This window comes from Streptosporangium jomthongense (genome assembly GCF_042650425.1).
GTDB lineage: Bacteria > Actinomycetota > Actinomycetes > Streptosporangiales > Streptosporangiaceae > Streptosporangium.
Genome location: NZ_JBHSBC010000002.1, coordinates 244,572 through 265,234, shown reverse-complemented (window position 1 = coordinate 265,234; position 20,663 = coordinate 244,572). Strand labels below are relative to the sequence as shown.

Sequence of the window (20,663 nt, the reverse complement as noted above, 5' to 3'; positions counted from 1 at the left end):
CCGCCCCCGACGGACTCGACGCCACAGCCGCCATCCCCGGCCTCGACGGGCCGCGTGGCCTGCCCATGGTCACCGAGGCGCTCCTGCGGCGCGGGCTGCCCGAGGAGGACGTCCTCAAGATCCTGGGCGGCAACGTGCGGCGTCTGTTCCAGCGGGAACTGCGATGAGCGGGGTCGGGCTCGACGCGACCGCGACCGGGGTCAGTCTCCGTGAGCTCCACCGCCTTGAGGAGCTGGAGGAGGTGTACCGGCTGCTCGTTGAGATCTGGCAGTCGGAGCCGGGCAACGCGCCGATCAGCGTCGAACTGATGCGGGCGCTGTCGCACGCGGGCAACTACATCACCGGGGCCTACCTGGACGGGCGCATGGTCGGGGCCTCGGTCGGCTTCCTCGCCGCCCCCGCCGGACGGGCGCTGCACTCCCACATCACCGGGACCACCCTGGGCAACGGCGTCGGCTTCGCCCTCAAACAGCACCAGCGTCTGTGGGCCCTCGACCGCGGCCTGGACACCATCACCTGGACCTACGATCCGCTCGTGCGCCGCAACGCCCACTTCAACCTGGCCAAGCTCGGCGCCTTCCCCACCGAGTACCTGCCGTCCTTCTACGGCGTCATGGGCGACGCGATCAACGCCGGTGACGAGTCCGACCGTGTCCTGGCGACCTGGCCGCTGACCGTCCCGCACGTCGTCGCCGCGGCGGCGGGCACGCCGTACGCGGTGGACGTCCCGGTGAACGCCGTCGTCGGGCTGCGCGACAGGGACGGCCGCCCCGCGCCCGGCCGTACCGACGCGGAGATCGTGCTGATCGACCTGCCCGCCGACATCGAGACGCTGCGCCACACCGACCCGTCCACGGCCCGCGCCTGGCGCCAGGCCCTGCGCGAGGTCCTCGGCGGCCTGATGGCGCGGGGCGCCCAGGTCGTCGGCTTCCACCGCAAGAGCAGCTACGTCGTCCGGCTCCCCGCCTGACCCCTCAGGACGCTCCGAAGACCGCAGGCACACCACAGCAGGCACATCGCAAAGGAGACGCGGCACCGGCCGCACACATCATGAAGATCACCGGAATCGAACTCCGTCGCATCACGATGCCCCTCATCGCCCCCTTCCGTACCTCCTTCGGCACCGAGCACCACCGCGACACCCTCCTCGTGCGCGCGGTGACCCCGGACACCGAGGGGTGGGGCGAGTGCTCCGCGATGACCGCCCCGCTCTACTCCCCCGAGTACACCGAGACGGCCATCGACGTCCTGCGCCGCTACCTCGTCCCCGCGCTGGTCCCCCACCTGGCCCAGCCCGGCCCCTTCGACATCAACGCCGTCCACCGGGCCCTGCGCCGCTACCGGGGCCACCAGATGGCCAAGTCCGCCCTGGAGACCGCGGTTCTCGACGCCGGGCTGCGCACCGCGGGCCAGTCCCTCGGCTCCTATCTCGGCGCCGCCGTCCCGTCCGTCCCCTGCGGCGTCTCGGTCGGCATCATGAACTCCGTCGAGGCCCTGCTCGACGCCGTCGACGACTACGTCGGCCAGGGTTACCGGCGCATCAAGCTCAAGATCGAGCCGGGCTGGGACCTGGCCCCGGTCCGCGCCGTCCGGGAGCGCTTCGGCCCCGACCTGCTCCTGCAGGCCGACGCCAACGCCGCCTACACCCTCGCCGACGCCCCCCACCTGGCCAAGCTCGACGCCTTCGACCTGCTGCTGATCGAACAGCCCCTGGCCGACGACGACCTCGTCCAGCACGCCCAGCTCGCCAAGCGGATGAGCACCCCCGTCTGCCTCGACGAGTCCATCCACTCCGCCGAGCACGCCGCCGCCGCCATCACCCTGGGCTCCTGCTCGATCATCAACATCAAGCCCGGCCGGGTCGGCGGTTACCTCGAAGCCCGCCGCATCCACGATCTCGCCAGTGCCCACGGCGTGGCCGTCTGGTGTGGCGGCATGCTCGAAACCGGCATCGGCCGCGCCGCCAACGTCGCCCTGGCGGCCCTGCCCGGCTTCACCCTGCCCGGTGACACCTCGGCCTCAAGCCGTTACTACACCACCGACATCACCGCCCCGTTCGTCCTCCAGGACGGTCACCTGCCGGTTCCCACCGGCCCGGGCATCGGCGTCGAGCCCATCCCCGAGCTGCTCGACGAGGTCACGGTCTCCACCGAGTGGATCCCCTTCTGAGCACGCCGTACGGCCCGCGCGCGACCTCCGCGCGGGCCGTCTCCGTACGTCACGGCCGGGCCCGGCTCAGGTGAGCAGGGTCCTGCCCCAGTAGTCTCCGGCGTCGCGGACCCCGCCCGGGCAGGCGAACAGGCCGCTCGACACGTGCTTGATGTACTCGTTGAGCGCGTCGTGCCTGGCCAGGGAGAGCTGGATCGGGACGAACTGGCGGTGCGGGTCGCGCTGGTAGGCCATGAAGAACAGGCCCGCGTCCAGGCGGCCGAGCCCGTCCGAGCCGTCCACGTAGTTGTAGCCCCTGCGCAGCAGGTGGGCGTTGCCGTTGCTGCTGGGGTGGGCCAGCCGTACGTGGGCGTCGGCCTTGATGAACGGCTGTCCCGCCGCGTCCCTGGCGTTGAAGTCGACCGGGTCGAACTCGGCCTTCCTCCCCAGCGGGGCGCCCTCGCCCTTGTCACGGCCGAAGATCTGCTGCTGTTCGTCCAGCGGGGCCCGGTCCCAGGTCTCGACCATCATCCGGATCTTCCTGGTGACCAGGTAGCTGCCGCCCGTCATCCAGTCCTGGCCGTCGCCGGGGGCGACCCACAGCTGCTCGGCGAGCAGCGCCTCGTCCTCCAGCTTGAGGTTGTTGGTGCCGTCCTTGAACCCCATCAGGTTGCGGGGCGTCGCCTGGGCCCGTGAGGTCGAGGAGGTACGGCCGAAGCCGAGCTGCGACCAGCGCACCGAGACCCGCCCGAAGCCGATGCGGGCCAGGTTGCGCACGGCGTGCACGGCGACCTGGGGGTCGTGCGCGCACGCCTGGACGCAGATGTCGCCGCCGGAGATCTCCGGCAGCAGGGCGTCGCCGGGGAACTTCGGCAGCGGGGCCATGGCGGCCGGTCTGCGGGCCGCCAGGCCGAACCTGTCGTCGAACAGCGAGGCGCCGAAGCCGACCGTCAGGGTGAGCCCGGAGGCCGGCAGCCCGAGCGCCTCCCCCGTGTCGTCGGGAGGCGCCTCGGGCAGGCCGCCGACGGCGCCGAAGGTGCCCGCCTCCCTGCCCTGGGTCATCCGTGCCGCGGCGGCCGTCCACTCCTGCATCAGCTCGTCGAGCTCGGCCTTCTTGTCGGTGATGACGTCGAAGGCGACGAAGTGCAGCCGGTCCTGGGCCGGGGTGACGATGCCCGCCTGGTGCTCGCCGTAGAAGGGCACCGCGTCGGTGGCGGAGGCGACACGGGCCGCGGTCGGGCCCTGCCCGCCCTCGCCCGCCCGCAGCGCGACCACACCCGCCCCGGCCGCCGCGACCCCCGCCGCGCCCAGGCCGAACAGCTTCCTGCGGCTGATCCGCTCACTCATGCCTTCTCCTCAGTCCGGCCCGCGCCGCAGGCGACGGTCCCGGTTACTTCGCGACGATCGCGGCGATCTTGCTGATCGGTTCGGCCAGCGCGTTGATCGAGTCTGACAGCTTCTTCAGTTCGTCCTTGGACAGCTCGGTGTGGAGCTTCCATCCGTCGCCCGCGCGGTGCGTGCCGAGCTCCGCCTCGGTCGCGGCGAACCTCTCGTCAAGTGTCTTGACCAGGTCGGGAGCCCGCTCCTCAAGCACCGGCCTGAGCGCCTGCACGGCGGCCTTCGAACCCTGCAGGTTGGCGTCGAAGTCCCACAGGTCGGTGTGCGAGTAACGGTCCTCCTCACCGGTGATCTTGCCGGAGGCCACCTCGTCCAGCAAGCCCTTGGCGCCGTTGCCCAGCAGAACCGGGGAGATCTCGGCGCCGTTGGCCTTGTCCACGATGGTCTTGATGTCGGCCATCAGCTTGTCGGCGACCGGGCCGTCCTTGCTGACGTCCTTGGTGACCCAGAGGTCCTTCTCGATCTTGTGGAAGCCGGTCCACTTCTCGCCCTCGGCCAGATCGTTCTCCCTGGCGTCGATGGCCGGGTCGAGGTCGCCGAAGATCTCCGCGACCGGCTCGATCCGCTCCCAGTAGGTCCGCGCGACCGGGAAGAGCGCCTTGGCCTTGTCGATGTCACCGGCCTTGACCGCGTCGACGAACTCCTGGGTCTTGGTCAGCAGGGTGTCGCTCTGGGTCTTGATGTAGCGCTTGTAGCCCGCCGTCGCCTCGGCCAGCTTGGCGTCGTCGCTGAGCGGCTTGTGCTCGCCGGTCACCTTCAGCGGGCCCCTGATGCCCTTGCCGGTCATGCCCGGCTTGCAGGCGGTCTCGTAGGCGCCCGCGGGCAGCTCGACGATCACCTCACGGGTCAGGCCGGGCACGATGTTCTCCACCTCGCCCATCACCCGGTCACCGGGGGCGTAGACGTAGAACTCGGTCACCTTGCTGCCGGCGTTGGTGATCGTGAAGGTCGAGGTGCCCGCGGTGACCTCGGTGACCGCGACCTTGCACTCGGTGTCGTTCGCGGCGACGGCGATGGGGCCGCCCGCCGAGCTGCTCGCCGCCTGCGGGCTCGCGGCGGGGGTGCCGCCGCCTGAGCAGGCGGTCAGGCCCGCCATGGCGAGGAATCCGATGGCGACGACGATGGGAGTACGCATGTTGAACCCTGGTTTCATGCCGCGGGACGCGGGTCGGAGACGGAGAGGGGCGGGGAGGCGGGCCGCTTGCGCTGGGGCCGCAGGAAGAGGAAGAGGGTGGGCACGACGTAGAGGAGCCAGGCGGCGGTCTCCAGCACGCTCGGCTGCGGGGTGATGTTGAACATCCCGGACACCAGCGCGCCGTACCAGGAGTCGGCGGGCATGACGGAGCTGATGTCGAAGGCGTAGGTGGACAGGCCGGGCAGGATGTTGGCCTCCTGCAGGTCGTGCACGCCGTACTTGAAGATGCCCCCGGCGACCAGGATCAGCAGCAGGCCCGTCCAGGTGAAGAAGACGGTCAGGTTGATCCGCAGTGCGCTGCGGTACAGGCCCCAGCCGAGGGCGACGGCGGTGAGGATGCCCAGGGTGATGCCGATCAGCGGGCTCGCCGACGTCGTCGCGCCCTGCACGGAGGCGAAGAACAGCAGGGCGGTCTCCAGCCCCTCGCGGGCCACGGCCAGGAAGGACATGACCACGACGGCGCCGGTGCCCACCTGGATGGCCTCGTCCAGCCTGGCCCGCAGCTCACCGGAGAGGGAGCGGGCGGCCCGGCGCATCCAGAAGATCATCCAGGTGACGAAGACCGTCGCCAGCAGTGAGGTGACGGCGTCGAACATCTCCTGCTGGCCGTGGCTGAGGTGCGCCGCGGTGAAGGTCAGCAGGGCGCCGAACCCGATGGAGAGGGCGACGGCCACGCCGACGCCCGCCCAGACCTGGGGAAGCCGGTTCTTCCTGTCGCTCTTGACGAGGAAGGCGACGAGGACGGAGACGACGAGGGTCGCTTCGAGGCCCTCTCGCAGTCCGATGAGGTAGCTGGCGAACACCTGGACTCCCGGGAAAACTACGAAGGCTTACCTAATTTAGGGCAGGGCAACCTTACTCTCCACACGAGGATGCTCCTTTTCCGGTCCCCGGTCGAGTTTCCCTTCCGGATGGTTTCGGTTCACCACGACGTCGCCGGAGAGGCCGGGGCGCCGGATTCCGGTCCGCTTTCCGAAAACGGCGCTGTTCTCCGTCCGGACCGGCCAGCACACTGGGGCCGAGAGGATCCGAGAGGAGGACGCCCGTGGACCCCACATCGGCCAGACGTCTCTGGCGGTCCGTCGAGCCGTTGCACGCCGCGGTGTACTTCACGCCCGAGCCCGCCGAGGCGGCCAGGGCGCTGGGGCTGCCGGGGTGGTGGGCGGGTTACCTCACCGGGCGGGTCGCGCCGCTCGGCCCGCTCGACGCCCCCGCCGCCACGGCCGTGCTGTACGGCTTCGCCCCCGGCAGGGTCGCCAGGGCGCTTCCCGGCGCCTGGGCCCACGCCTCTCCGGGGGACGTGCTCGCCGCCCGGATCGACGCCGTACGCGCCGTGCTGGAACGGGCGCTGCCACCCGGCCGGGACGGTCTGGAACGGCTGGCGTCGCTGCTGGAGACGGCGGCCGGGGCGTGCCGTTTCGACGGCAGGCCGCTGGCGGCCGGGTGGTCCGGCGTCCCGGCTCCCCCTGACCCCGTGGAGCGCCTGTGGCTGGCGGCGACGGTGCTCCGTGAGCACCGGGGGGACGGGCACGTCATCGCGTCGGTGCACGCCGGGCTGCGGGGGCTGGACGCCATCCTCACCCACGTGGCCACCGGGGCGATCACCAGGGAGTCCATCCAGATCAACCGGGGCTGGAGCGACGAGGAGTGGCGGGAGAGCCACGACGGGCTCACCGCCAGGGGGCTGCTCGACCGCGCCGGGCGGCTGACCGGGTCCGGTGAGCGGCTACGGCGCGAGATCGAGGACGCCACCGACCGGCTGGCCGCCGACCCGGTCACCGCCCTCGGGGAGTCCGGCCTCAAGGAGGTCGTCGCGCTGGCCGCCCCGCTCGGCAGGCACCTCGTCGACACCGGTGTCGTCCCGGTGCCCAACCCGATCGGCGCCCCCAGGCCGTGACGTCTCAGGAGGTACGGCCCAGGCGGGGGACGGCTTCGAGCAGGGAGCGGGTGTAGTCGTGCCGCGGGGCGCCGACGACCTCCTCGGTCGGCCCCGTCTCCACCAGCCTGCCCTGATGCATCACCGCGACGACGTCGGAGACGTAGCGGACCACGGCGAGGTTGTGCGAGATGAACAGCATCGACAGGCCGAGTTCCTCGCGCAGCGAGCGGACGAGGTTGAGCACCGCGCCCTGCACGGAGACGTCCAGGGCGGAGGTGATCTCGTCGGCGACCAGCAGCTCGGGCCTGGCGCCCAGCGCCCTGGCGACGGCCACCCGCTGCCGCATGCCGCCCGACAGCTCGCGCGGGTAGCGACCGGCCAGGGCCGCGGGCAGCGAGACCAGCGAGAGCAGCCGCTCGACCTCGGCCCGGCGTTCCGCGCGGGGCAGGCGGAGCCCCTCGCCGACCGAGGCGCCGACGGTCATCCTGGGGTCGAGGGAGGCGTAGGGGTTCTGGAAGACCATCTGGATGCGCCGCGGATCGGCCCCGGTGATCTCCCCCCGGTACGGCACCAGCCCGGTCACCGCCTTGGCCAGGGTCGACTTGCCCGAGCCGGACTCCCCGACCAGCCCGACGATCGCCCCCGGCGGGATCTCCAGCGTGACGTCGTCGACGGCGGTGAAGGCACCGAACCGCACCGTCAGGTTCTTGATGATCATGAGGCCTCCCAGCAGGCGACGCGGTGCGCCTTGCCGTACGGGACGAGGGGCGGCAGTTCGGCGCAGCGGTCGCCGGCCAGCTCGCAGCGGTCGGCGAAGGCGCAGCCGGAACCGACCTCGGCCGGGGCGGGCTGACGGCCGGGGATGCTGGCCAGCGGCAAGGACCTGTCGGTGTCCATGTCGGGCAGCGAGGCGACCAGGGCGCGGGTGTAGGGGTGCGCGGCGCCCGTGGCGAGCTGCTCGACGGGCAGTTCCTCGACCACCCTGCCCGCGTACATGACGACGACCCGGTGGCACAGCTCCCCGACCACGGCGATGTCGTGGGAGATGAACAGGGTGGCGGCGCCGGTCTCCGCGGTCACCTGGCGCAGCAGGCGCAGAATCTGCCGCTGCACCGTCACGTCGAGCGCGGTGGTCGGCTCGTCGGCGATGATGAGCCGTGGCGTGCCCATCAGGCCCATCGCGATCACCACGCGCTGGCGCATGCCGCCGGACAGTTCGTGGGGGTGCTGGCGGGCCCGCCTGGCGGGTTCGGGGATGCGCACGTGGTCGAGGCGGTCGACCGCCCGTTCCCAGGCCTGGGCGCGCCCCGCCCCCTGGTGCACGGTGGACACCTCGGCGAGCTGGCCGCCGATCCGCAGCGCGGGGTTGAGGGAGGCCATCGGGTCCTGGAAGACCATGGCGAGCGAGGTGCCGAGCAGCTTGCGGCGCTGCTGCTCGGTCAGGTCGTCGAGGTCGGAGCCGCACAGCCGCAGCCTGCTCGCCGTCACCTCGCCCGGGTAGGGCACCAGGCCGCCGACGGCCGAGGCGGTCAGGCTCTTGCCGCTGCCCGACTCGCCGACCAGGCCGACGATCTCACCGGGCGCGATGGTCAGCGACAGGCCGCGGACCGGGGTCACGCCGCCGGGGAAGGTGACGGTGAGGTCGCGCACCTCCAGGACGGCCTCGGGGTCGGGCTCGGTCTCCTGCCGGGGTACGGCCGCGCCCGCGGGGGCGGCCTTGACCGCCGCGCCGCCGCGTGCCGCGGCCCTGGCCAGGGCGTCTCCGAGCAGGTTGAACCCGATGCCCGCGAGCGCGACCGCCACGGCGGGGCCGAGGGCGACGGCCGGGGTGTCGTAGATGCGGCCGAACCCGTCGAACAGCAGACGGCCCCAGTCGAACGACGGAGGCTGCACGCCGAGCCCGAGGAAGGACATCCCGGCCAGCGCGAGCAGGGCGTTGCCCAGCGCCTGGGTGAGGTTGAGGATCAGCGGTTCGGCGATGTTGGGCAGGACGTGGCGGGTCATGACCCGCATCCGGGGCACGCCGAGCATCCTGGAGGCCGCCACGTAGTCGGCGCTCGCGACGGAGGCGGCGAGCGTCTGGGTGAGCCGCGCGAAGCCGGGCGCGAGGGCCACGCCGATGCCGAGCACGGCGCCCTTGGCGCCCAGCCCGGAGATCACCGCGGTGAACATGGCCAGCAGCAGGCTGGGGAAGGCGACCAGGGCGTTGACCGTGCCGGTGACCAGGCGGGCGCCCCTGCGGGGCAGCACCGAGGGCAGCGCGCCGAGCACGACGCCCGCGGCCGCGCCGATGAGCGTGGTCAGCAGGGCCAGGACGAGGGAGAGCCGTCCGGCGACGAGCACCCTGGCCAGGATGTCCCGGCCCAGGTTGTCGGTGCCGAGAAGGTGTTCGCCCGAGACCCCCTGGAGGATGGCCGCCGGGTTGATGCGCTCGGCCTCCGCCCCCCAGATCGGCGGCCCGATGACGGCGAGGACCACCATGAGCGTGACCAGTATGGTCCCGGCGAGCCCGGCCGGGGTCCGCAGCAGGTGCCGCATCAGGTCTCCTTCAGGGCGGAGGTCGGGTCGAGCAGGCCGAGCAGCACGTCGACGAGCAGGTTCACCACGAGCACGATCGCGCCGTAGACGAGGATCACGCCCTGGGCGACGGGATAGTCCTTCTGGGTGATCGACTCCACGATCCGCAGGCCGAGACCGGGCCAGGCGAAGACGTACTCGACCAGCACACTCCCGGCGATCAGGCCGGTGAGCAGCAGGCCGCCGATGGTGAGGGTCGCGGTGAGCGTGTTGGGCAGGACGTGCCGCAGGTGGATCCGGGCGGAGGGCAGCCGTTTGGCACGTGCCAGCCGTACGTAGTCGCTGCCGAGTTCGCGCAGCGTCTCCACCCGGGAGATGCGGGCGATCATCGCGGCGGGGGCGATGGCCAGGGCCAGGACGGGCAGCACGTAGGACTCGGGGCCGCCCTTGCCCGCGGGCGGGAACCAGCCGAGCCCGATGGCGAACAGTGCCACCGCGGCGATGGCGTAGAGGAACTCCGGTATCGCGACGGCCGTTCCGGTGGCCGAGGTGAAGGCCGCCTCGGTGCCCCGGTTGCGGCCGTTCTCCGTACGGACCCCCGCCCACATGCCGAGCGGGACCGCCACCAGCAGGGCGACGACGGTCGCGAGCAGGGCCAGCGCCAGGGTGTTCGGCAGCCGGGAGGCGATGACCTCGCCGACCGGCTCCCCGCTGAGGAAGGAGGTGCCGAAGTCGCCGGAGGCCACGTGGCCGACGTAGGAGGCGAGCTGGGTGAGGATCGGCTGGTCGAGACCGAGGGCCGCGCGCCTGGCCTCCACCAGTTCGACCGGGGCCGCCGGGCCGAGCGAGGCGCGCACCGGGTCGCCCGGGATGAGGTGGATCATCGCGAACGACGCGACGAGCAGCACGGCCAGCGAGATCACGAAACGGACGAGGTGCCGCAGCACGAACGCCCCTCGCGCACGGCCCCGGGAGCCGCCGTCCGTGGACGGGCGGCGGCCCCGCAGACGAGGGATGACGGCCACTCAGCCCGCCTCGGTCATCCGGATGGAGGTCGGCACGAACGTGCCCGCCACCATGTCGAATGTGGCGTTCCGCTTGGCGATGAGCATGGTGGTGTCCACGGCGGGCACCAGGTCGGAGGCCTCGAACAGGGCCGACTCGGCCTGGGACCAGAGCTTGCAGCCCTCCTCGCCGGGCTTGGTCACGGCCTCGGCGACGAGTTCGCTGTAGCGCTGGTTGCTCAGGTGGGCGAAGTTGGCGCCCTTGGGGGCCGCGGGGCCGGACAGGAACCCGACGAGCTGGGTGGGAAGCGTGACCCCGATGGGCAGCCAGACCACGTCCCAGTCCTGGGCGGCGTTGAGCGACTCCGACAGCTTGGTGTCGATGACGCCGTTCAGCGTGACCTCGACGCCCGCCTTCTTCCAGGACTGGGCGAGGTACTCGTTGGCGGCCTGGGTCGCCGCGCCCTTGGTGGTGATGTACAGCAGGCGCAGGCTGAGCCGCTTGCCGTCCTTGACACGGACGCCGTCGGCTCCGGCCTTCCAACCGGCGGCGTCCAGCGCCGCGGCGGAGGCCGCCGGGTCGAACGCCGGGACGTGACCGGTGACGCTGTCGCCCTGGCAGGGCTTGGGGTCGCCGACCAGCCCGGTCGCCGGCCGCCCCGTGCCGCTTGAGGCGATCCCGGCCAGTTCGGGGAGGTTGATCGCCTGGGTGAGCGCCTTGCGCACCGCCGGGTCCTTGGCGGGCCGGTCGTCGCCCTGGTGGTAGAAGAACTGCCCGTTGCCCGCCGACGCGATCGTCTTGCCCATGCCCGGGGTGGCCTCAAGACGCTTGCGGTCGGCGCCGTAGACGATCGCCCCGTTGAGGTCGCCGGAGATCAGCATGTTGGCGGCGGTCTGCTCGTTCGGCACGACCTTCAGCACGACCTTCTCCGGCATGCCGGACCCCTTCGTCGCCGCGCCACCCGGCCCCCAGACGTAGTCCTCACGCAGCTTGAAGGTGTAGTGGTCGCTGGGCACCGCCTCGGTCAGCGTGTACGGCCCCGAGCCCGAGGAGGCGTGCGCGATCGAGGAACGGTCCTTGAGTCCCTTGCCGCAGACCACGAACATCAGCGTGGTGCTCTCCAGGATGAAGCTGAACGGCTGGGGCGTGGAGAGCGTCACGGTGCCCGCCGCGTCGTCCGCCTCGGCCTTCATCCCGGCGGGGACGAGCACGCCGTACACGGGGGACTGCGTCGCGGGGTCGGCGATGTGCCTGACGTTCTCGGCCACGTCGGACGGGGTGAGCTTGGAGCCGTCGGAGCAGGTGACGTCCTTGCGCAGGGTGAAGGTCACCGAGTCCGGCTTGACGTCCCACTTCTCGGCGAGCCTGGGCAGGAGCTTCCCGTCCGGGGCGTAGGCGACCAGGGTGTCATAGGCCAGCGACAGCGTGGTGTTGGTGACCCCGAGGATGCCCATGGCCGGGTCGAGCGCTCCGGGATCGGCGCTGAGCGCGAAGGAGAAGGTGCCTCCCGCCGCGGCCTTGCCCGAGGGGCCGTCGGAGGTGCCGCCACAGGCGGTCGCGAGCAGGCTCAGGGTGGCGAGAGCGGCCACCGCTCCTGTCTTTTTCATCGAAGCTCCTTGAGCGTGGATACCCCGTCCTTCAGGGCAGGGAGGAAAAGTGGCACGGCGCCGCTGTATCGAACGCACGGACGAGCCTTAGCTGATCGTTGTTAGAATGTGAGGCATGGCGCAGATCGTGAAGCGGGCCTACAAGTACCGCTTCCACCCGACCCCCGAGCAGGCCGAAGATCTCGCCCGGACGTTCGGCTGCGTCCGCCTCGTCTACAACAAAGCGCTTGAGGAGCGGACCCGCGCCTACACCTTGGAAGGGCGCCGCGTCTCCTACGTGGAGTCGTCCGCGCGCCTGACCGAGTGGAAGCGCGACGGCGACCACGACTTCCTGTCCGAGGTGTCGTCCGTCCCGCTTCAGCAGGCACTCCGCCACCTTCAGGCGGGGTTCGCGAACTTCTTCGCCAAGCGCGCGAAGTACCCGACGTTCAAGAGCAAGAAGAAGTCGCGGCCGTCGGCGGAGTACACCCGCTCGGCGTTCCGCTGGAGGGACGGCCGGTTGACGCTGGCGAAGATGGACGCGCCGCTGAACATCGTGTGGTCGCGCCCGCTCCCGCAGGGCGCGGAGCCGTCCACGGTGACCGTGTCGAAAGACGCCGCGGGCCGCTGGTTCGTGTCCCTGCTGGTCGAGGAAAAGATCGCTCCGCTTCCGTCCGTCGAAGCGAACGTGGGAATCGACGCGGGCCTGAACCACCTGCTCGTCCTCTCGACCGGAGAGAAGATCGCCAACCCGCGTCACGAGCGGGTCGACCGGCGCAAACTGGCCAAGGCTCAGCGGGCGCTCGCCCGCAAGGAGAAGGGCAGTGCGAACCGGGCCAAAGCCAAGCTGAAGGTGGCCAAGGTGTACGCCCGGATCGCCGACCGCAGGAGGGATCACCTGCACAAGGTCACCACACGGCTTGTTCGCGAGAACCAAGTGATCGCCGTGGAGGACCTGACCGTCCGCAACATGATGAGGAACCGCTCGCTGGCCCGCGCCATCTCGGATGCCTCCTGGCGGGAACTGCGCTTGATGCTGGAGTACAAAGCCCGGTGGTACGGGCGGGAACTGGTGGCGGTGGACCGCTGGTTCCCGAGTTCGAAGCTGTGCTCGGCGTGCGGGACCCTGCAAGGCAGGATGCCGCTGAACGTCCGGGAGTGGGCCTGCCCATGCGGCGCGGTCCACGACCGGGACGTCAACGCCGCGAAGAACATCCTCGCCGCCGGGCTGGCGGAGAGGTAAAACGCCTGCTGAGCTGGTGTAAGACCTCAACGAGAGTCCTCTCGGGCGGGCAACTGGCCGTGAAGCAGGAACCCCCACGGGCGACCGCGGGAATCCCCTCCCTTCAGGGAGAGGAGGATGTCAACGGAACTCCAGGAAGGTGGAGGGCGATGCCCCACAATCGCTCTTTCGCGCGGCTCGTTCTTCGTGCTCAATCACAAAAAGCGGGTCGCCCGTCGTGTTATCTGCCGAAGATCCGCATCTGGAGCATCACGGTCAGCCTGGCCTCGGAGTCGCCCAGGTCCAGGCCGCCGATCTCGGTGAGCCGCTTCAGCCGGTAACGGAAGGTGTTGGCGTGCACGTGGACCCTGGCCGCGGCGGCGTTGACGTCGCCGAAGGCGTCGAGGTAGGCCCGCAGGGTGGGGACGAGCTCGCTGCCGTGTTCGGCGTCGTAGGCCAGCAGCCGTTCGTAGGGGCCGGTCGGCGCCTGCTCCTCCGCCTCGGCCAGGTCGGCCAGCTGCAGCAGCAGCGCCTCGAAGTGCACGCCGGTGTAGCCGGCGACGGCGCCGGAGGCCTCCCTGGCGCGCAGCACGCGCAGCGCCCTGTCGGCGTCGGCCCTGGACCTGGCCACCTCGGAGAGGTTTCCCGCCAGGCGCCCGACCCCGATGTTAGCGGGGTGTCTGGGGCCGACGCGGGCCAGGAAGCTCTCGGCGACCCGTACGGCCCGCGACTCCTCCTCGCCGCCGCTGCCCGCGTGCAGCGGCAGGACGGCGTAGGCGACCGAGCCGACCAGCGCGGCCGCCGCCTTGGGGTGGATGGCCCCGACGTGCAGGGCGAGCGCGTCGCAGAAGCGCTGCCTGTCGCTCTCCCTGCGCGCGGCGTCGCCGTCGGACCTGCCGCTGAGCTGGGCGGCGAGCACGCACAGCCGTTCGCTGGCGACGCCGAGCCGTCCCGCGGCCTCCGCGGCGTCCTTGCCCCCGGCCAGCACGGTCGACAGCAGGTCGGCGCGGAGCCTGCGGCGGGTGTCGGCCCCGGCCCGCTGCCGCAGCAGCTGCAGGGCGACGATCTTGGCGGCGTCGGCGAGGGCGCGCTGCCGCTGGTCGCTCAGCGGTTCGCGCACCGCGGCCCAGATGGAGCCGAGGATCTCGTCGCCCGACCGTACGGCGACCGCGGCCCGGTGGATGCTGTCACCGTCCAGTTCCAGGTAGATCGGCTCGTGGCTCTGGTAGAGCTTCCTGAAGAAGCCGCGTTCCTCCAGCATCCGCCGGTAGCGCATGGGCACCTGGCGGCCGAGCACCGTCTCGACACGGCCCGGGTCGGCCTCGTCCTGCCGTCCCGAGTAGGCCAACACCCTGGAGGAGCGGTCCTCGATGGTCACCGGGGCGTCCAGCAGCGCGCACACGGCGTTGGCCAGCGAGAACAGGTCGTCGGCAGGGGCCTCCCCCGGCTCGGCCAGGTCGCCCTCGGCCAGCAGGGAGCGCAGCAGGGCCGCCACCTGCGCCCAGGAGGCGGCCCTGGTCAGCCCGAGGACGGCGACCCCGGTCTCCAGCACCTTGGCGCGGACGAGTTCGTCGACGTCGACGGGCTGCTTGACGACGACGCCCGCCGCCGGGCCCGCCGCGTCGAGCAGGGCGCAGATCTGCTCGGCGCGGTCGACCCCGACGGCCAGCAGGATGTTCCCCTCGGCGAGCAACAGCTCGTCGAGGGGGTCGTAGATGTGCACGCCGGTGACCTCGGCGTCGAGCTCGCCGGGCGAGGCGGCCACGTCCAGCACCGTGCTTCCCAGGTCTTCCAGGATGCGCCGGAGGCTGGAACGTGGCCGATTGCTCATCCGCTCACGATAATGGACATAAAGTGACATTAGGTGCGCAGATGGTCTATCGCCACACGAACCGCACGGCCGATGGCCGCGTCCGCCTTGGGCAACCTGAGCCCGAACGAGCGGGTCCGCAGGAAGACCGCCGCCGCGTACCGCCGCCCGTCCGGATACTCCAGCACGCCCGCCTCGTTGCGGATGCCCCAGAGCGTTCCGGTCTTCCCGGAGATCTTCACCTCGTCGCCGAACGCGGAGGACAGGCGGTGCGGCCAGATCTGGTTGCCCAGGATCCTGCGCGCCTCGGCGCACGCCTCGGCCGGACCGGCCTCGTCCCGCCAGATCAGGCCCAGCAGGGTGGTGATCTCCCGGGGCGTACCGGAGGTCGTCCGCTCGGGGTCGCGCACGGCGAGCGACCTGATCCGCTCCTCGGTGACCGCGGCGAGCCCCTCCTCGTCGTCCAGGCCGGACAGGCCGAGTTCGGTGACCACGCTGCCCAGCAGTTCGGCGCAGCCGCCGATCAGCCGGGTCCGCTCCAGGCCCAGCTCGCGCAGCGTGGCGTGCACGTTGCCGAGCCCGACCCGGCGCAGCAGCACGTCGGTCGCCGCGTTGTCACTCATGGTCATCATGAAGTGGGCCAGGTCGCGCAGGGTGAGCGAGACGTCGTCCACGCACCCGGAGGTGCCGATGCCGCCGTCCTTGTCGGCCGCGGTCACCGTCAGCCGCTCGGTGCGCTCCAGCCTCCCGTCCGCCGCCTGCCTGGCGTACTCCAGCAGGATCGGAAGCTTGAACACCGAGGCGAGCACCACCGGGTCGTCGGCGCCGAGGCAGACCTCGGCGTCGCCGTCGATCTCCCGGACGTGGACGAAGCCCTCGGTCTCCGCCTCCTCGAACACCGCGCGCAGCGCGCCGGAGATCTCAGACACGACGCAGCGTCCTGGCGCCCGAGTGCAGGTGGGTGATCCGCCCGTCCTCGCCGACCACGAAGGTGACCGTCTCGTGCATGCCGCCCCTGGGCTCGGCCGCGATGAAGGAGTGGCCCTCGTGGTGCACGAACCGGGTGGTGGTCCGCGTCTGGCCGGTCTGCCGCATGAACTCGCCGGGGACCAGGGTGACGTCCAGGCCGCCGGGAGCCCCGGCCACCTCCCAGCTGTACATCGGCCCGGAGTACTCACCGAGGTAGGGCGACGGATCGACCTCCCCCGGCGCGGGAGCCGGGACGGGCAGGTCGGGCACGGGCAGGCCGGTGACCTCGCGGATCAGCGGCAGCGCCAGGTCGGAGATCATCCCGGCGACGGAGCCGCCGTTGACGCTCATCGCGATCACGAAGTCCGACCCGGGCACGACCCGCCAGAACGTGCTCTGCCCGATCGTGCCGCCGTCGTGCCCGTAGACCTCGCCGCCCCAGTCGAACAGCTCGAACCCCAGGCCCCAGCGGTCGGCGAGCAGCCCGGGAACGCCGGGCACGTCGATCTGCCCGGTCCGCATGGCGGCGACGGCCTCCTCCGACAGCAGCCGGGTGCCGTCCTGCGCCACGCCGCCCGCGACGAACATGCGGCCGAAGCGGACCAGCTCGCGCAGGGCCAGGCACATGGTCGAGCCCGCGGGGGCGTTGGAGCGCGGCATCGCCCACGACCGGTGGACGGCGCCGTCGGGGCCGAGGTGCCCGGCCGCCGCCCGGAACAGGATGGCCTCCTCGGGCAGCAGCGCCCAGTGCGTCGCGCCGAGCGGCCCGAGCAGGTGCTCGCGCATGGCCTGCTCCCAGGTGGTGCCGCGCAGCCTGGCGACCAGGGCGCCGAGCACGCAGTAGCCGGAGTTGCAGTAGGAGAACAGGGCTCCGGGCTCGTGGACGTGCCCCGCGTCGTGCAGGAAGCCGATGTACTTGTCCAGGCAGTCGTCGCCGCGCCCGGTGTCCTCGAACAGGTCACCGTCGAAGCCGCCGCTGTGGGTGAGCAGGTGCCTGACGGTGATGACCTTCTCCGAGCCGTCGGCGACGGCGAACTCCGGCAGATAGTCCCGAACCGGACGGTCCAGGTCGACCAGGCCCTCGTCCACGAGCTGCATGACCAGCGTGGCGGTCCAGACCTTGGTGGTCGAGCCGACCTGGAAGACGCTGTCCGGCGTGGTCTCCACGCCGGTGTCCCGGTTGACCACGCCGGTGGCGACCTGGATCAGCTCACCGCCTGCCCAGAGCGCGAGCGAGGCGCCGGGCACGTCGTGCTCACGGGCGATCCCGTCGAGACGTTCCTGAAGGTTCTCCAGCATTCTCACTCCTCAGGCGATCTTCGGGGTGGCGCGGACGCCGAGGTGGACGTACGGCGAGCCGTCGGGGAGCTCGTAGAAGACGGCCGAGAGCCACTGGGGGTCCCCCTCGGGGCGGCCGACGAAGGTGGTCTCGTTCACGGCGACGAGCTCGATCTCCACGGGCGGCTGCAGCGCGGCGAGGGCCCCGGTGGGCTCGACGAGCAGGAACATCCTGTCCTCGCGCAGGCTCACCGTCATCCGGCTGCCCGCCCGCTGGTACACGCCGGTGTAACGCTCCCGGTCGGCCTGGAACGGCTCGGCGGGCGGGCCCAGCACGGGCGGGACCGTGATCCCGGCCAGCTCGGCGAACAGCTCGGTGGCCACCGCCTGGTGGAAGGCCGCGGTGTGGCCGCCGTTGGCCAGCGAGCACACGACCGTCTCGGTGTCGGGCAGCACCCAGAACATGGCGGCCTGGCCGATGGTGTTGCCGCCGTGGGAGATCACCCGGTGGCCCTGCCACTCGTCCAGGATCCAGCCGATGCCCCACTGCCTGCCGAGGGTGTACGGGTTGGGGATGTCGACCTGCGGCTCCCACATCGCCTTCGGGTCGGCCAGCAGCCCGGTGCCCAGGTGGGCGCGGCCGAAGGCGACGACGTCGGCGGGGCGGGCGGAGATCAGCCCGGCGGGGCCAGCCGAACGCATGAGGCTGGAGACGGGGGCGGGCTTGCCGTCGAGGTGTCCCATGGCGGCGCGGAAGCGCAGCACGTCCTCGGGCAGCGTCCAGGTGTGGGTCAGCCCGAGCGGCTCGATGATCTGCTCGCGCAGCGCGGCGTCCCAGGTCTTGCCGGTGAGCCGCTCGATGACACGCCCGGCGACGACGAAGCCCGAGTTGCAGTAGGACTGGGTCACGCCGAGGGGGTGGTTCTGCGCGAGGTCGGCGCAGGCCGCGACGTACTTCTCCACGCAGTCGTCGCCACGGCCGGTGTCAAGGAAGAGGTCGCCGTCGATGCCCGAGGTGTGGGAGAGCAGGTGCCTGACCGTGACGGTCTTGGTCACCTCGGGGTCGGCGACCCGGAACTCGGGCAGGACCTCGCAGACCGGCGTGTCCAGCGTCAGCGCGCCCTGCTCGACCAGGACCATGATCTGGGTCGCGGTCCACACCTTGGTGACCGACCCGATCTGGAAGAGCGAGTCCGTGGTCGCCTCGACCCCGGTGTCCACGTTGAGCAGCCCCGCGGCGAACTCGTGGACCTCCCCCTCGTGCAGGAAGGCCAGGTTCGCGCCGGGAACCTCGTACTCGGCGATCAGCTCGGCGAGACGGCCGTGCCAGCGCTGGGGATCCACTGTTCCAGCCATGCGACGATCCTTTCGTTGTAGTCCGTTCGGTGGGAGGGCCTGCCGTTGAGGATGAACAGGTGGGAGCCGCCGGGGTAGCGGACGAGCCTGACCGGGACGCCCCGCTCGCGCAGCGCGGCGAACCACTGCTCGGCCTGGCCGACGGGGCAGCGGTCGTCGTCCTCCCCGTGCAGGAGGAGGGTCGGCGTGGTGACCTTCCCGACGTTCTCCATGGGCGACTGGCCCGTGACGTCCCCGCCGCACTCGTGGACCTTCAGGAGGTACCCGAGGTCGGAGGTCCCGGCCATGCTGTTCAGGTCGCTGACGCAGCCGCCGGGGATGGCCGCCCGGAAACGGTCCGTCCTGGTCGGCAGCCAGCAGGAGACGTAGCCGCCGTAGCTGTAGCCGGTCAGCCCGAGCCGGTCCGGGTCGGCCACCCCCTCGGCGACCAGGTCGTCGATCGGGCTGAGGAAGTCGTCGGTGTCGGCGATCCCCCACGCGCCCACGGCCGCGGTGTAGAACGCCTCGCCGTACCCGTCGCTGCCCCTGGGGTTGAGGGTGAGCACGGTCCACCCCTTGGCCGCGAGCATCTGGTGGTAGAGGTGCACCCCGTCGAAGATCGGGGCCCACGTGTTGTGCGGGCCGCCGTGCACGTCCAGCAGCAGCGGGCCGGGCCCGGTGAGCGTCTCGTCGCGCAGCACGAATCCCTCGACCGGTGTGCCGTCCGGCGCGGTGAAGGTACGGCTGCGCGGCGTGAACAGCTCGACGTCCTCCAGCGCGTACGAGGTCAGCCGCATCGCCGCGGGCTGTCCCGCCTCCCTGTCGCCCGGCAGGTCCAGGAGGTAGACCTCCCCCGCGCTGTGCGGCGTGGCCGCGACGTAGGCGATCCTGCCCGCGGCGGCGCTGACGCCGGAGACCACCTGGTCCCCGCCGACGAGCTTGTCCCCGCCGGCGCGGTAGAGGTGCGTGCAGCCGCCGTCGCGGGCGCAGAAGATCAGTTCGTCCCCGGCCTGCTGGGGAAGCGCCCCGGGGTAGCCGGGGGCGCCGACCATGAGGTTGCGGTCCAGGCCCTCGGTCACCTCGGTGAGGTCGCCGTCGTCCAGGTGGAACAGGCGGGTGTGGCCGACGGGCCCGCCGGTCATCCCGGCGACCAGCAGCCGTCCGCCGGTCCACCACGCCCCGGCGCAGATCAGCTCCTCGCCGGTGAGCCGCTCCGGCACGCCCTCGGGATCTCCTCCTGATTCGTCCTCGGGGCCGGGATCGGGCACGTCGATCGAGTAGGCGGCCCCACCGATGACCAGGTCGCGGTCCTGTCCCGTGTCGGTGACGAAGGTCAGGCGCAGGCCGTCCGGCGTCCAGGACGGCTCACCGGCGAAGGCGTCTCCCGAGGTGACCCGGACGGTCCGTCCCGTCTCGACGTCCACGACGAACAGCTGCGTCGTCAGGCCGCGCAGCAGGCCGGCGCCGTCGGCCTTGTAGCCGAGCAGGTCGGTCACCACCGGCGCCACCGGGTCGACCTCCCCGTACGGCGCCGCGTAGGCGATCCTGGTCCCGTCGGGCGACCAGACCGCCGCGCCCGCTCCCAGCGGGGCGTCCGTCAGGACGCGCGGCTCGCCGCCGTCCATCGGCAGCAGGTGGATCTGCGCCCTGCCTTCGACGGGGCGCAGGAAGGCGAGCGTACGGCCCGCCGGAGACCAGCGGGGGGAGGAGTCGTGCGGCCCGCCCGTCAGGCGGCGCGGCTCGGCGCCGGGGGCGGCGAGCCAGATCTCGGAGTGGTTGGCGTCGGTTTCCCGGTCGGCCGTCGTCACCGTGTAGGCGACGGCGCCTCCGTCGGGGCGGAGCCGGGGGTCTCCCGGAACCGCTATGCGGTAGAGGTCGCTGAGGGAGAGGCGGGGCATGTCCGAACGCTAGGCGCCCGTCCGCCCCGCTTCTTCGGCCGCCACGACGAACCGGGCCGGTCCCGTTGTGCCGTCCTCCAACCGGTGCCCGGCGCCCTCAGCCCTTCAGCGCGGCGGGAAGTCGTTCGAGCAGTCCCCTGAGGTCGTCGGCGTGGTCCTCCTCCTGGGCGAGGATGTGCTCGAAGACCCTGCGGGTGGTGACGTCGTGGTCGCCGAGCCACTGAATGATCTCGGTGTAGGAGACGATGACGATCCGCTCCGCGATCAGGTCTTCCTTGATCATCTCCACCAGGTCGAGGCTGGCGTCGTACTCGGTGTGGGACCGGGTCGCCAGCGCCTCGGGGCTGAGATCGGGATCGCCGCCGAGCTGCACGATGCGCCGGGCGAGCATGTCGGCGTGCTCCTGCTCCTCACCGGCGTGTT

17 protein-coding genes are annotated in these 20,663 nt (G+C 71.6%); 4 read left to right on the top strand and 13 right to left on the bottom strand.

From position 1 onward, the window contains the following. Positions 1–163 precede the first annotated feature (163 nt). Positions 164–970, top strand: coding sequence for a GNAT family N-acetyltransferase (locus ACFOYY_RS04510; RefSeq protein ID WP_386188047.1), 807 nt, complete (start codon positions 164–166; stop codon positions 968–970). An 80-nt stretch (positions 971–1,050) separates the two neighbouring features. Further along, positions 1,051–2,169, top strand: coding sequence for an o-succinylbenzoate synthase (menC, locus tag ACFOYY_RS04505; RefSeq protein ID WP_362775925.1), 1,119 nt, complete (start codon positions 1,051–1,053; stop codon positions 2,167–2,169). Between the two features lie 66 nt (positions 2,170–2,235). Here the strand turns inward: menC and efeB are convergent, their stop codons facing one another. The 3 genes from efeB to efeU are packed head-to-tail and all read right to left on the bottom strand — an operon-like array spanning position 2,236 to position 5,544. Next, on the bottom strand, positions 2,236–3,495 hold the full coding sequence (efeB, locus tag ACFOYY_RS04500; protein WP_362775927.1) for an iron uptake transporter deferrochelatase/peroxidase subunit: 1,260 nt from the start codon (positions 3,493–3,495) through the stop codon (positions 2,236–2,238). 43 nt (positions 3,496–3,538) lie between these two features. Next, entirely contained in the window at positions 3,539–4,681 is a 1,143-nt protein-coding gene (gene efeO / locus ACFOYY_RS04495; RefSeq protein ID WP_352012074.1) for an iron uptake system protein EfeO, read from the bottom strand. Between the two features lie 14 nt (positions 4,682–4,695). Then, positions 4,696–5,544 (bottom strand): iron uptake transporter permease EfeU, encoded by an 849-nt coding sequence (gene efeU / locus ACFOYY_RS04490; protein ID WP_352012073.1) that lies wholly within the window; start codon positions 5,542–5,544, stop codon positions 4,696–4,698. Between the two features lie 242 nt (positions 5,545–5,786). Here efeU and ACFOYY_RS04485 point away from each other — a divergent pair, with 242 nt between their 5' ends. Then, positions 5,787–6,638 carry an SCO6745 family protein gene (locus ACFOYY_RS04485; protein ID WP_386188043.1) on the top strand — a complete coding sequence of 284 codons (852 nt, stop codon included), beginning with the start codon at positions 5,787–5,789 and terminating at the stop codon, positions 6,636–6,638. 4 nt (positions 6,639–6,642) lie between these two features. Here ACFOYY_RS04485 and ACFOYY_RS04480 read toward each other — a convergent pair whose 3' ends face one another. The 4 genes from ACFOYY_RS04480 to ACFOYY_RS04465 are packed head-to-tail and all read right to left on the bottom strand — an operon-like array spanning position 6,643 to position 11,749. Further along, entirely contained in the window at positions 6,643–7,338 is a 696-nt protein-coding gene (locus ACFOYY_RS04480) for an ABC transporter ATP-binding protein (protein WP_352012071.1), read from the bottom strand. Then, positions 7,335–9,158 carry a dipeptide/oligopeptide/nickel ABC transporter permease/ATP-binding protein gene (locus ACFOYY_RS04475; protein WP_386188039.1) on the bottom strand — a complete coding sequence of 608 codons (1,824 nt, stop codon included), beginning with the start codon at positions 9,156–9,158 and terminating at the stop codon, positions 7,335–7,337. Before ACFOYY_RS04475 ends, ACFOYY_RS04480 begins: the two co-directional genes overlap by 4 nt. Further along, a complete protein-coding gene (locus ACFOYY_RS04470; protein ID WP_386188037.1) occupies positions 9,158–10,162 on the bottom strand; it encodes an ABC transporter permease in 1,005 nt (334 codons plus the stop codon). The genes ACFOYY_RS04475 and ACFOYY_RS04470 overlap by 1 nt, the downstream gene beginning before the upstream one ends. Beyond that, entirely contained in the window at positions 10,163–11,749 is a 1,587-nt protein-coding gene (locus ACFOYY_RS04465) for an ABC transporter substrate-binding protein (RefSeq protein WP_386188034.1), read from the bottom strand. Between the two features lie 115 nt (positions 11,750–11,864). Here ACFOYY_RS04465 and ACFOYY_RS04460 point away from each other — a divergent pair, with 115 nt between their 5' ends. After that, on the top strand, positions 11,865–12,971 hold the full coding sequence (locus ACFOYY_RS04460) for an RNA-guided endonuclease InsQ/TnpB family protein (RefSeq protein ID WP_386188031.1): 1,107 nt from the start codon (positions 11,865–11,867) through the stop codon (positions 12,969–12,971). 220 nt (positions 12,972–13,191) lie between these two features. On the opposite strand, the gene ACFOYY_RS04455 is transcribed toward ACFOYY_RS04460, so the two are convergent. The 6 genes from ACFOYY_RS04455 to ACFOYY_RS04430 form a co-directional block, all read right to left on the bottom strand. After that, positions 13,192–14,781 carry a PucR family transcriptional regulator gene (locus ACFOYY_RS04455; protein WP_352012066.1) on the bottom strand — a complete coding sequence of 530 codons (1,590 nt, stop codon included), beginning with the start codon at positions 14,779–14,781 and terminating at the stop codon, positions 13,192–13,194. A gap of 29 nt (positions 14,782–14,810) precedes the next feature. Then, a complete protein-coding gene (locus ACFOYY_RS04450) occupies positions 14,811–15,689 on the bottom strand; it encodes a serine hydrolase (RefSeq protein WP_362775940.1) in 879 nt (292 codons plus the stop codon). Next, complete coding sequence (locus tag ACFOYY_RS04445) at positions 15,682–17,028, bottom strand: serine hydrolase domain-containing protein (RefSeq protein ID WP_386188028.1); 1,347 nt, start codon at positions 17,026–17,028, stop codon at positions 15,682–15,684. The genes ACFOYY_RS04450 and ACFOYY_RS04445 overlap by 8 nt, the downstream gene beginning before the upstream one ends. 9 nt (positions 17,029–17,037) lie before the next feature. After that, positions 17,038–18,363: a serine hydrolase domain-containing protein gene (locus ACFOYY_RS04440; protein WP_386188025.1), complete on the bottom strand. Its 1,326-nt coding sequence runs from the start codon at positions 18,361–18,363 to the stop codon at positions 17,038–17,040. Next, positions 18,312–20,240 carry a S9 family peptidase gene (locus ACFOYY_RS04435; protein WP_386188023.1) on the bottom strand — a complete coding sequence of 643 codons (1,929 nt, stop codon included), beginning with the start codon at positions 20,238–20,240 and terminating at the stop codon, positions 18,312–18,314. The genes ACFOYY_RS04440 and ACFOYY_RS04435 overlap by 52 nt, the downstream gene beginning before the upstream one ends. A 97-nt stretch (positions 20,241–20,337) precedes the next feature. Continuing rightward, positions 20,338–20,663, bottom strand: a 326-nt coding sequence (locus ACFOYY_RS04430) for a ferritin-like domain-containing protein (RefSeq protein WP_386188021.1), incomplete at its 5' end; no start/stop codon positions are given.

What these genes read in the sequence shown, in the direction of transcription:
- ACFOYY_RS04455 (WP_352012066.1), bottom strand. Translation starts at nt 14,781, where the DNA reads ATGAGCAATCGGCCACGTTCCAGCCTCCGGCGCATCCTGGAAGACCTG.
- ACFOYY_RS04475 (WP_386188039.1), bottom strand. Translation starts at nt 9,158, where the DNA reads ATGCGGCACCTGCTGCGGACCCCGGCCGGGCTCGCCGGGACCATACTG.
- ACFOYY_RS04480 (WP_352012071.1), bottom strand. Translation starts at nt 7,338, where the DNA reads ATGATCATCAAGAACCTGACGGTGCGGTTCGGTGCCTTCACCGCCGTC.
- ACFOYY_RS04435 (WP_386188023.1), bottom strand. Translation starts at nt 20,240, where the DNA reads ATGCCCCGCCTCTCCCTCAGCGACCTCTACCGCATAGCGGTTCCGGGA.
- ACFOYY_RS04465 (WP_386188034.1), bottom strand. Translation starts at nt 11,749, where the DNA reads ATGAAAAAGACAGGAGCGGTGGCCGCTCTCGCCACCCTGAGCCTGCTC.
- menC (WP_362775925.1), top strand. Translation starts at nt 1,051, where the DNA reads ATGAAGATCACCGGAATCGAACTCCGTCGCATCACGATGCCCCTCATC.
- ACFOYY_RS04440 (WP_386188025.1), bottom strand. Translation starts at nt 18,363, where the DNA reads ATGGCTGGAACAGTGGATCCCCAGCGCTGGCACGGCCGTCTCGCCGAG.
- ACFOYY_RS04460 (WP_386188031.1), top strand. Translation starts at nt 11,865, where the DNA reads ATGGCGCAGATCGTGAAGCGGGCCTACAAGTACCGCTTCCACCCGACC.
- ACFOYY_RS04445 (WP_386188028.1), bottom strand. Translation starts at nt 17,028, where the DNA reads ATGCTGGAGAACCTTCAGGAACGTCTCGACGGGATCGCCCGTGAGCAC.
- efeO (WP_352012074.1), bottom strand. Translation starts at nt 4,681, where the DNA reads ATGCGTACTCCCATCGTCGTCGCCATCGGATTCCTCGCCATGGCGGGC.
- ACFOYY_RS04510 (WP_386188047.1), top strand. Translation starts at nt 164, where the DNA reads ATGAGCGGGGTCGGGCTCGACGCGACCGCGACCGGGGTCAGTCTCCGT.
- efeB (WP_362775927.1), bottom strand. Translation starts at nt 3,495, where the DNA reads ATGAGTGAGCGGATCAGCCGCAGGAAGCTGTTCGGCCTGGGCGCGGCG.